The organism is uncultured Cyclobacterium sp., from assembly GCF_963976465.1.
Classification (GTDB): domain Bacteria; phylum Bacteroidota; class Bacteroidia; order Cytophagales; family Cyclobacteriaceae; genus Cyclobacterium.
Map to the genome: position 1 here is coordinate 1 of NZ_CAXBOC010000125.1, position 11837 is coordinate 11837.

Annotated in this window: 9 protein-coding genes and 1 riboswitch; of the genes, 6 read left to right on the top strand and 3 right to left on the bottom strand. The window is 37.3% G+C overall.

Going from position 1 to position 11837, the window contains the following annotated elements; all coding sequences use genetic code 11:
- The 3 genes from AAC037_RS09075 to AAC037_RS09085 form a co-directional block, all read left to right on the top strand.
- Positions 1-2132: polysaccharide biosynthesis tyrosine autokinase (locus AAC037_RS09075; protein WP_339902689.1), on the top strand; the 2132-nt coding region annotated here is incomplete at its 5' end.
- 144 nt (positions 2133-2276) lie between these two features.
- On the top strand, positions 2277-3323 hold the full coding sequence (gene rfbB, locus AAC037_RS09080) for a dTDP-glucose 4,6-dehydratase (protein ID WP_303612049.1): 1047 nt from the start codon (positions 2277-2279) through the stop codon (positions 3321-3323).
- 12 nt (positions 3324-3335) lie between these two features.
- Positions 3336-4130: a thymidylate synthase gene (locus AAC037_RS09085; RefSeq protein WP_339902690.1), complete on the top strand. Its 795-nt coding sequence runs from the start codon at positions 3336-3338 to the stop codon at positions 4128-4130.
- A 31-nt stretch (positions 4131-4161) separates the two neighbouring features.
- Here the strand turns inward: AAC037_RS09085 and AAC037_RS09090 are convergent, their stop codons facing one another.
- Positions 4162-4959: an aminotransferase class IV gene (locus AAC037_RS09090; protein ID WP_339902691.1), complete on the bottom strand. Its 798-nt coding sequence runs from the start codon at positions 4957-4959 to the stop codon at positions 4162-4164.
- Between the two features lie 235 nt (positions 4960-5194).
- Here AAC037_RS09090 and AAC037_RS09095 point away from each other — a divergent pair, with 235 nt between their 5' ends.
- Entirely contained in the window at positions 5195-6535 is a 1341-nt protein-coding gene (locus tag AAC037_RS09095) for a TolC family protein (protein WP_339902692.1), read from the top strand.
- Positions 6536-6547: 12 nt separating this feature from the next.
- Complete coding sequence (locus AAC037_RS09100; protein WP_339902693.1) at positions 6548-7855, top strand: efflux RND transporter periplasmic adaptor subunit; 1308 nt, start codon at positions 6548-6550, stop codon at positions 7853-7855.
- Between the two features lie 67 nt (positions 7856-7922).
- On the opposite strand, the gene AAC037_RS09105 is transcribed toward AAC037_RS09100, so the two are convergent.
- Together AAC037_RS09105 and AAC037_RS09110 are read right to left on the bottom strand one after the other, a co-directional pair.
- Positions 7923-9098, bottom strand: coding sequence for an aminotransferase class I/II-fold pyridoxal phosphate-dependent enzyme (locus tag AAC037_RS09105; protein WP_339902694.1), 1176 nt, complete (start codon positions 9096-9098; stop codon positions 7923-7925).
- 119 nt (positions 9099-9217) lie between these two features.
- Positions 9218-9320, bottom strand: a riboswitch (SAM riboswitch).
- Positions 9321-9564: 244 nt separating this feature from the next.
- Entirely contained in the window at positions 9565-10215 is a 651-nt protein-coding gene (locus AAC037_RS09110; RefSeq protein WP_339902695.1) for an SGNH/GDSL hydrolase family protein, read from the bottom strand.
- Positions 10216-10527: 312 nt separating this feature from the next.
- Between AAC037_RS09110 and AAC037_RS09115 the strand changes: the two genes are divergently transcribed.
- A complete protein-coding gene (locus AAC037_RS09115) occupies positions 10528-11601 on the top strand; it encodes a DUF4407 domain-containing protein (RefSeq protein WP_339902696.1) in 1074 nt (357 codons plus the stop codon).
- Positions 11602-11837: the final 236 nt, after the last annotated feature.

The window sequence follows — 11837 nt, forward strand, 5'->3', positions numbered from 1 at the left end:
ACTTTGATGTGAGTTATTTTGCTTCAACCAATATTAAAGAAATTGAACTGTACAAAAATAGCCCAATAAGAGTTGAAGTAGATTGGAATTACCCGCAGATCGTCAATAAAAAAATCAGTATAAATATTCTTTCTGATTCCACATTTAGGTTACTTTCCGGAGAAAATACTTTTTTTGATACATTTTTTACAAGCTACCAATATGTTGAAGAAGAAACAGGTATTTTTAACAAGGAGCTTAAATTTGGCGAGGAAATTATAGGTGATAGGGCCAAATTTAAAGTCTACCTACTTGACAATTCTCGTCAGTATGATACCTATGAGTTTTTACTGCATAACCCTACTTCCTTAGTGGATAGGTATGCTAATGCCATTCAGGTAAAACCACTTATCAATTATGGAACCGTACTTGAAATAAGTACGGTTACAAAAATTGTGGACAAAGGCAGTGATTATATCAATGCGCTAATGGACGCTTTTCTGGAATATGATCTCAAGGAAAAGAACAGAATCTCTGAAAATGCATTAAGGTTTATTGAGGAGCAACTCTATATTGTTGAAGATTCCTTGAAGTCTGTGGAAGGAAGAATGCAGCAATTTAAAGTGAGCAATAAAATGTTGGATGTGAACGCTGAGTTCGGTGGCGTACTGAATAACATTCAGGATTTAGAAAGAAATATTCAATCCATAGATTTTGAATTGGGCTATTACAATAGCTTAAAAAATTACCTGATTACTAAAACAGATTCTTTTGAGGAAATTGTTGCTCCCTCTGTGGTGGGTATCGATGATCCGCTTTTTAATGAATTAGTAGGTTCATTGGTGACCATTTCTCTAGAACGACGAAAGTTACTTTCTCTGGTAAATGAAACACACCCTGATGTTGAAGTATTGGATCAGCAGATCCATAGATTGAAAGAGAATTTATTTGAAAATATTGAGAACCTCATAGGCAATACGGAAAGTAGAAAAAAGGAAAATCAAAAGAAATTAAACTCCTTTGACAAACAATTTTCTAATTTACCCAAGGCAGAATCAGATTATACCAATATTTTAAGAGAATTTAAGCTGAGGGAAAATTTGTATACCTATCTTCTTGAGAAAAGGGCAGAAGCTGGCATTGCCAAAGCATCCAATGTTCCCGACAATAGTATTGTGGACCAAGCAAAAAGGGGGACTTTAATTTTTCCTAAAAAAACGCAAAATTATACGTATGCAATCGGCTTAGGATTCTTTCTTCCCTTAGGATTTTTGGTGCTGTTTCATTACTTAAACAATAGAGTAATGGATCAGATCCAATTAAAAAGCCTGATGCGTATCCCACTTCTAGGAACCATTGGCTATAGTGATAAAAATACCAATTTATTAGTTGCCGAGTATCCCCGGTCGTTGGCTTCGGAATCATTTAGGTCCCTGCGTTCGGCGCTTTTCTATATAGCCAGTGAAAAAAAATGTAAAAGAGTATTGGTTACTTCAAGTATTTCAGGAGAGGGAAAAACATACATTAGCTTGAACCTTGCTTCTGCAATGGCCTTAAGTGGGAAAAAGACATGTATTATGGGGCTTGACCTTCGAAAGCCCAAACTGGCAAAATATTTGGGCGTATCTAACAAAAAAGGACTTTCTACCTTTTTGGTGGATAAGGATTCGGCAGACGAGATTATCGTTAAAACACCCTACGAAAACCTATATGTGGTCCCTTCTGGATCGGTACCCCCCAATCCTGCTGAACTGTTATTAAAGGATAAAATGGGTAAGTTTCTAGACCACTTGGAAGAAAGTTTTGATATCATCATTATGGATTGCCCACCTGTAGGTTTGGTTTCCGAAACCATGGATTTATTGCGTTTTTCAGATGTTAACTTGTACATTGTAAGACATGATTTTACAAATAAAAACCACCTCTTGATGATCAATGATCTTTATGCCAATGACCAAGTAAGGAATTTTTATGCCATTTTTAATGGATTGAAAAGTGGTGGAGATACCTATGACTTTAGCGGGTATAATTATGGTTATGGATACAATTACTCTTACATGAAGAAAGATAGCTATGGGGATGGTTATTATGCTGAAGAAAAAGTGCATAAAACTAGTCGACTTGCAAAATTGTTAGCAAAATTTAAGGTTTAAATGCTATCATAAAATAAACAAGAAATAGAGATTGTGATTAATTTGAATTTACGAAATAATTGTTCGGTTTGAGTACCTAAATTCAAATGAGGTTATTTATAAACTTAATTTAAAATTTTTACATACATATTATATCTTTTAATTATGGAAAAATCAATTTTGATTACTGGGGGAGCAGGTTTTATAGGTTCCCATGTTGTCCGACTTTTTGTAAAAAAGTACCCTAACTACAGAATTGTAAATTTAGATTGCTTGACCTATGCAGGCAATCTGGAGAATTTAAAGGACATTGAAGGAGAAAAAAATTACGTTTTCGCCAAAGCGGATATTAATAATGAGGAGCTATTAAAGGAGGTATTCAATGACTACCAAATTACTGACGTAATCCATTTGGCAGCAGAATCTCATGTGGACAGGTCAATCACCGATCCCCTGGCCTTTGTGAAAACAAATGTTATGGGAACTGTTAATTTGCTAAATACAGCCAAAAATTTCTGGAAAGACAGAGAAAATCACCTTTTTTATCATGTTTCCACAGATGAAGTGTATGGCTCATTGGATGATGGCGGGTATTTCCTGGAAACCACCCCATATGACCCTCAATCTCCCTACTCTTCATCTAAAGCGGCATCAGATCATTTTGTAAGGGCTTATGCCAATACTTATGGCTTGAGAACAGTGATTTCAAACTGTTCCAATAATTATGGCCCCAACCAATTTCCTGAAAAGCTAATTCCACTATGTATTCACAATATCAAACAAAATAAACCCTTGCCGGTTTATGGAAAAGGTGAAAACATTAGAGATTGGTTGTTTGTGGTGGATCATGCCAGAGCTATTGATCTAGTTTTTCACGAAGGTAAAACAAATGAAACCTACAATATAGGAGGTTTTAATGAATGGAAAAACATAGATATTGTGAAGCTCCTATGTGAAATCATGGACAGAAAACTGGGCAGAGATAAAGGAGCTTCAGCGCAATTAATTACCTTTGTGAAAGACCGAGCGGGACACGATCAGCGGTATGCAATTGATGCCGATAAAATCAACAAAGAATTGGGATGGAAGCCCAGCCTTACCTTTGAAGTTGGAATTGAAGAAACCGTTGATTGGTACCTAGAAAATGAAAAATGGCTGGACAGTGTGACCTCGGGAGATTATCAAAAATATTACCAAGAACATTATAGTTAAAATCCATTCAGTATGAAGCAATATCACCAATTATTAGAACACATATTGGATCATGGAATTAAGAAAGGAGATCGAACAGGTACCGGCACGCTAAGCGTATTTGGATACCAAATGAGGTATGATTTGTCCAAAGGATTTCCTTTGGTTACCACTAAAAAATGTCATACTCGATCTATTATTCATGAGTTGCTATGGTTCTTATCCGGTGATACAAATATCCAATACCTGAAAGATAATAAAGTTTCAATTTGGGATGAATGGGCCGATGAAAATGGTGATTTGGGCCCCGTGTATGGGTACCAGTGGAGACACTGGCCCGACGGGAATGGAGGAGAGATTGATCAAATAAAGAATTTAATTCATCAGATTAAAACCAACCCTAATTCCAGGCGACTAATTGTTAGCGCCTGGAATGTGGCTGATGTAGATCAAATGGCATTGCCTCCTTGCCATCTTTTATTTCAGTTTTACGTGGCTGAAGGTAAGCTGTCCTGTCAGTTGTACCAACGCAGTGCGGATGTGTTTTTAGGAGTGCCTTTTAACATTGCTTCCTATGCTTTATTTTTGGCCATGATAGCCCAGGTTTGTGATCTTGAAGTAGGAGAGTTTATCCATACCCTTGGAGATGCTCACCTGTATAACAACCATCTTGATCAGGCCCGACTTCAGCTTAGTAGAGAATGCAGACCTTTGCCTCAGCTAAAATTAAACCCTGAGGTAAAGGATATTTTCTCTTTCAAATATGAAGACATAGAATTGCTGAATTATGATCCTCATCCCAGGATAAAAGCAGAAGTATCGGTTTAAAAGTAAACCTCTCAGTTTTACAATACCCTTATTAAAGGTCGAAAAGTGAAAGTAGTTCGGGCTCAGGCTTGGGGTCGAATTCCCTATCTTCAATTTTAAGTAAGTAACTTATTCCGGTAACATTGCTTACAAAAACTTGATCTGCCTCTAGTAAGTCATTGGGTTTAAACTTTCCAATCTCACAATGCTTATTTAAATCTTTTAACCTGGTAATAATTTGCTTCCGGGAAACTCCTGCAATGCAATTGGTCGCTAGGCTAGGGGTATAGTATTGACCTCCTTTTACCCAAAAGATATTGGAGCTTCCGGCCTCTGAAACAAATCCTTTCTCGTCCAATAGAATGACATCAGCCATGCCCTTTTCTTGCCTTTCTATATTGGCCATAATATAAGGCAAGGCATTTAAGGTTTTGACTCCGGACCAAGCTGTTGTATTGGTCTGAACCTTCTGGCTAATATAGGCAGTGCTTTTGGTTGTAGGGGATGGGTTAAAGTCAGAAACGATTAGATGTTCGCAGGCAGTATTTTCAACAGGACTATACTTGCCTATTCCTGACCTATAAATGTTCCATCTAACCCGTAGCTTTTCTGTGGCACCGAAGGTGTTTCTGAGCATTTTAGCTATTTCCTCCAAATCTAGTTGTCCTTGAATTTTTAATTTTTGGCGTCCATTATCTGCCCGGTTTTGATGGTCTTTATGAAACCTAAATTGCCCATTGGTAAAACACATTGTTTCAAAAATACCATCACCGAATAGGAAGGCCCTGTTGACAGGTAAAGTGTCGACTTCAATAAAATCCTCCGAATTGAATTTAAAAAACTGTCTCATTTTTGTACAGTGAACTGTTCATAAACGAACAAAATGATTTTTTGATTGTTCCTCTCTCGTTAAAATTAATTAAATAATGGTATTTATAGGTGGTTTTTAAAGAGAAAGGTTTAAACTTGAAAGTAATTGACTAATTAGCACCAGGTTTGCTTGTGAAAAGCTGATTTATATAGATTTCAAATAGTATTGACAAAGAAGAAACTTTTTAATTTAAAAAGATAAAAACCCAAAGTTCATGAAAAAGCATATTTTATTGTTACTACTATTCATTTCAGGATTATCCGCATCGGTTTTTTCTCAGGACAATTCAGGTAAATTGACTTTGGAGCAGAGTGTAGAAACAGCCTTACAAAATAACTTAAATTTAAAGAGGGCGGAAATGAACCTTATAAGTTCTGAGGCCAATTTGTTGGAATCCAAAGGACAAATGTTGCCTTCATTTTCAATGGGGCTCAGTTCAGGTTTCCGTTGGGGTAGATCCATAAACCCGGTGACCAATGATTTTGAATCAAGGAGAATAGGTAATGTTAATGTTTCAGGAAGCTCTAGTTTACCATTATATTCCGGGGGAAGGGTTCAAAATAGCATCAAACAATCCAAATTAAATGTAGAAGTCAACCGCTTGAACGTAGAAAAAAGCAGAAATGACATTACATTAAATGCGATCAACCTATTCATTAATGTGGCATTTTCAATGGAACAGTTGAATATTGCCCAATCTCAACTGAAGACTAGTACGGAGCAGCTTGAGAGAACCAAAAGTCTTGTAAGAGCAGGGGCTTTGCCCATGGCAGATCAATTGGACTTGGAGGCCCAAAGTGCCACCAATGAATTGGAAGTCATCAACGCGCAAAACAATCTAAGAATTGCGAAGTTAAATTTATCACAGGCCTTACAGTTGCCTTTCGATGATAACTTTGGTATAATTATCCCAGAAGTAGGAGTGGAAGGATTAGAAATTGGTACGGTAGGGGTAGCTGAGGTATACTCAATTGCTGAAGGAAGATTGCCGGAGATTCAAGCGGCTGAATTGGCGGTAAAGAGCGCAGAATATGGCGTGAAAATAGCAAAGGGAAGTTTTGCACCAAGTTTGAACCTTAGCGCAAACGTTTTCTCAAATTATGTAGACCAAAGCACTTTTATGACTCCTGACCCTCTTTTGCAACAATTTGAAAACAATCTCTCGCAATCTGCAAACATTGGATTGAACATTCCTGTTTTTTCCAATTTCCGAAACAAAGCAAGTTTGCAAAGAGCAAGAGTACAGAAAAGATTGAGTGAAATTCAGGAAATAGAAGCTAAAAATCTTTTGAGACAGGATATTGAATCTGCCTATACATCAGCTTATGCAGCAGAACAATCTTATAAAAGCTCATTAATAAGAGTGGAAGCATTGGGCGAGTCTTTTAGGATGGCCAAGCAGCGATTTGAAGTGGGTGCTATCAATGCTGTTGACTTTCAGGTTGCACAAAACAATTTATTCAATGCAGAAGCAGATCTGGTTACGGCAAAATATCAATATGTGTTTAGTGTTAAAGTTCTGGATTTTTATTTAGGAAATCCCCTTACCCTCTAATAGATCAAAATAATGGCAAAGAAAAAATCTAATAAGATAATATACATATTACTAGGAGTATTGGCATTCTTGGTAATAGGAATGATAGTAGGAAAACAAGCTGGTTGGGTAGGAGGAGAGAAGCCTTTAGAAGTTCAGATCGGTAAGGCTGGCAAAAAAGACATTGTGGAGAAAGTGAGTGCATCCGGAATAGTACAACCCGAAACAGAGGTGAAAATGAGTCCTGATGTTGCCGGTGAAATTATTGAATTGAATGTCAATGAAGGAGACTCAGTGAAATTGGGCGATTTATTGGTCAAAATCAGGCCTGACAATTTTATCTCTGCATTAGATCGAGCTCAAGCCAATTTAAACCAGCAAATGGCCAATTTAGCACAGTCAAAAGCTAGCTTGAAACGCTCTGAAGCACAATTCAACCAATCTAAGTTGAATTATGAGCGGAATTTAACTCTTTATGAAGACAAGGTGATTTCAGATGCTGATTTTGAACAAATCAAAGCAGAGTTTCTTACAGCTGAGAATGATCTTGAGGCAGCCAAGCAGTCTGTCATCGCTTCGGAATTTATAGTCAAAAGTGCCAAAGCTTCAGTAGATGAAGCAGGAGAAAATTTAAGATTAACGAATGTTTACTCCCCCACTGATGGGATTGTCTCCAACTTGTTGGTTGAAAAGGGAGAGCGTGTGGTAGGAACTGCCCAAATGGCCGGTACGGAGATGCTTCGCATTGCGGATTTATCTAAAATGGAAGTAAGAGTAAACGTTAATGAAAACGACATTGTGAGAATCAGTATGAATGATACCACCCTGATAGAAGTGGATTCCTACGCTTCTACAGGTAAGAAATTTACAGGGGTAGTAACTGCCATTGCCAATTCAGCCAACGAAAAAGTAAGCACGGATGCCGTTACCGAGTTTGAAGTTAGGATTCGAATTTTAAACGATTCTTATAAAGATTTGGTCTCAAACGAAAACCCTTTCCCGTTCCGTCCGGGAATGACGGCCAGTGTTGAGATCATAACAGACAAAAAAGTAGGGGTATTGGCCATTCCTCTTGCTGCCGTTACTGTAAGGGCAGGGCAGACCATAGAAGAAGGTGAAGGCAAAGGCAATATGAAAGAGTTGGTGTTCTTGAAAAACGGGGATAAAGCTCAGATACAAGAAGTAAAAACCGGTATTTCTGATTTTGAAAACATTGAGATTTTAGAAGGACTTGTAGAAAACCAGGAAGTAATCACCGGGCCATATTATGTTGTTAGCACCCAATTGGAAAATGAAAAAGAGGTGAAAATTTCAGAAGCTGCAGGTGATGGGAAAGAATAATTGATATAATAAATCCTTGACAAATGGCATGATTACAAACACCAACATTTGTAATCATGCCATTTTTTTATTTAGACTGTTCTAAAGCCCTCTCAATGTCCAAGATAATGTCATCTACATGTTCCAAACCTACAGATAACCTTACCAGCCCATTCAATATTCCTACATTTGCCCTTTCTTCCTCCGAAAGCTTGCTATGAGTAGTAGAAGCGGGATGTGTAATGATACTGCGGGTGTCTCCTAGATTTGCAGTAACAGATATCATTTGCAACTGGTCAATAAACTTTTTTGCTCGGTTTAACCCTCCCTTTAAAGTCAGGGTGATAATGCCTCCACCATGTTTCATTTGTTTTTTTGCTAAATGAAACTGAGGATGAGAAGCCAAGAATGGATATTTCACTACTTCCACCTCTTTGTTTCCTTCAAAATACTGAGCAATTTTCAAGGCATTTTCGCAATGCCTGTCCATTCTCACTGCCAAAGTCTCCATGCTTTTGGCTAAAATCCATGCATTGAATGGGGACAATGATGGTGCTGTATGGCGCATAAAAAATTGAACCTCATCGATCAATTCCTTCTTGCCTAAAATAAGTCCCCCCAAGACCCTTCCTTGTCCATCTATAAATTTGGTGGCGCTATGGGTGACTATATGTGCTCCCCATTTGGCAGGTTGTTGCAAATAAGGGGTAGCAAAACAATTGTCTACCACTAATACCAAATTATGCGCATTGGCAAAATTGGCTATGTATTCCAAGTCTATTATCTCTAAGCCCGGGTTAGATGGAGTCTCTATAAACAACATTCTGGTGTTGGGTTGTACCAGTTCTTCCCACCTGTCGATAGCTGAAATGTCTCCATAGGTATGTGAAATACCCCATTTCGGAAATACGCGTGTTAGCAGTTGATGCGTGGAACCAAACAATGATCTTGAAGCCAAAACATGGTCGCCCTGTCTTAGTAAAGAAGCCATACTGCCAAACATTGCGGCCATCCCTGAGGCAGTTGTAATGCCACTTTCGGTGCCTTCTGCGGCACAGACTTTTTCTATCAAGTCACTGGTGTTGGGGTTGGCATACCTTGAATAAATATTGCCCTCAATTTCGTCTGCAAACATTTGTCTGGCTTGTTCTGCTGAGTCAAAAACAAAACTAGAACTTAGGTACAAAGGTGCGGAATGTTCTCTCTGATCTGAGGAGGATTTAGCAATCCTTACAGCTTGGGTTTCAAAATTTTTATAATTCATAAAAGAAGATTGTCTAAAGGTGGGTACATGGATTTTCACCCTTCTCCAGTAAAATTGAAGAACAGCAAAATAAGTCGAGAAAAGTAATGGTGGAGATTGTGTGTAATGTCATATAGTCTAATTTATCGTTCCCTATATTGGGCAGGTATTGGCACCTTTCCTTGGTTTGGAAGGTTGCCAGAGGTTCACAGAGCCTGATCTCTCGCCTCTTCTTTATAAATCAGTTTCCTGAATTTACTGCAAAGTAAACAAGGGTAATTCGATTTTCCAAATTCCCTCCCGTTTTTATAGGGGTTAACTTTTTTCCTTGGACTTTTCCTTGGACCAAAGTTATACCTGTGGTAAAAAATAATCCCCTTTCCGATGAATCCTCTGGTAATTCAATGGAAAGGGGAAAATAAATTTCAATGTTTACACACCTGAATAAGTCAGCTATTCCAGTATTACATTTATATGAAAAGCTTATTTATAAATATTTTTCAATGGTTTTAGCCCATATAGCATAACCTTTTTCATTCATGTGAAGGTTGTCTTTAATAAAGATATCATCCATAGGCTCTTTGTCTTTGTTAAGCATAGGCTTCCATAAATCAGCATATTTCATGTATTTTTCACTCTTTGTGAATTTTTTTAGCTTTTTATTCAGCTCCAAGTACTGATCCGCAAGCTTCCATCGAGCAACACTTGGTTTAGGACTTATGATAATGATTTCTGTATCAGGCAAGGCTTCGTGTATTTTGCTTGTAATCAGATTAAATGTCATTAAAATTTCTTCAACGGACTTTCCTGATGAAATGTCATTGTCTCCTTCATAAATAAAAACCTTAGAAGGTTTATATTCCAGTATAAGTTCATCTATATAGTATAGCAAATCACTAGCCTGAGAACCACCAAAACCTCCATTGATCACATTGTGTTGCGGAAAGTCTTCTTGCAGGCTTTTCCACATTCTTATGGTAGAACTACCCGTAAAAACGATACCATTCAAATTTTCTTGAATAGGATTATCCTGGTGGATCTTCTCCACCTGTCCTTTAAATCTAGTAGGGTCTTGGGCGAAAACTGTTGTAGAAATAAAAAGTAAAACTGCTAAGAAAGCGAAATTATTATTTTTCATATTGGATTATAGATTTTATTGTCTAAAATACTTGAATTATGTGGATTTTAAAATCATTTTATTATTTGATTGTCACGATACCGGACAAACAAAGCGGACAGTTTTTTATTCTGCTCCATCAATAGCTATAATTTATCTGCAAGACTACAAATAACTTGTGGAAAAAAGCTTATATTTTATAGATTAATGTACTGTAAATTAGGATGTTATAAGTTGTGTCTCAATTTTATCGACATTTCAAATAAAATCATGTTTTTTGGCAGTCTACTTGAATAGTATTTCTGGTAAAAAACCACACAAGCACTCTTCTCTATGAATAAAATAGAACGCTTCCTAATATTTTGCTCTGGGGCATACCTTCCATTGGTTAAGCGCTGCCCGGGATCTATTCATCAATTTATTGGTATAGGAGGAACAGTCTTGTTTACTGCTGTGTTTGCAGGCTTGTCTGTAGGTTATGCTTTATTTACTGTTTTCGATAGTATATGGCCTGTTTTGGCGGTTGGAATTTTGTGGATGTTGATGATTTTTAATCTGGATAGGTACATAGTTTCCACCCTCAAAAAGCGGGAAAAATTCAGTCTGGAATTTAAACAAGCTATCCCTAGATTAATATTGGCAATACTGATAGCCTTGGTAATTGCCAAACCTTTGGAGTTGAAGATATTTGAAAAAGAGATCAACCGGGAATTAGATCGGCAACGTTTGGAAACAATACAAGAAAGTAAGAATCAAATTAAAGCCGGTTACCCTGAAATTCAACAACTGCAAGGTCAAATTGATGGATTAAATGCTGAAATTAAAAATAAGGAGAACTACAGAAACGAGAAACAGCTTGAATATGACAATGAACGATTTGGTGTAAAGACGGATGGAACCACCGGCAGAGCCGGTATTGGCATTAATGCTGAAAAAAAGGAAGAACAATTGGATCAGGCCCAGCAGGACTTGTTGCAAACTCAAGCTTTAAACAGAGAGAAAATTCAAGCGATTCTGTTGGAAATAGATCAACTTAATGATCAAATGAAATTAGAATTGGACCATCAAATGCTTTCAGTGGCATCCAATAATGGGCTGGCTGCACGTATACATGCCTTAGATAGCCTTACCAATGCAAACAATGCTGTTTATTGGGCTAACTTAATGATAATGCTTCTGTTTGTCATGATAGAAATGGCCCCTATTCTTGTGAAACTGCTGGCGAAAAGGGGAGCTTATGACCACTTGCTTGATACTCATGAGGCGGGGGTTATTTTGTATGCGGATGAACAATGGCATAAAAAGAAAAGTCAAAGCGATTTGAGAAAAGATGTATTTGATGAAATTGAACCAGAAAGGAAAGTTGCTCAGAAAAATTTTGATTTGGGACTGCTGCAAGGGAAATGAAGCCCTGAATTACCAATAGTTCAAATGTTTAACTTATACGTAAAATGCTCATTTTATTTGGGTAGCTTATTTAATTTAGTGTAATTTTCATCAAATTTCAATTTATACCCAAATCTTAACGTAATGAGATCTTTCACCCTATTCCTTTTAGGTTGCCTTTTTATTTTGAATTTTTCATGTAAACCAAAAGAAGCGGAACAGTTGAGTGCCAAGGAAGCTTCATCCCCACCGAATAT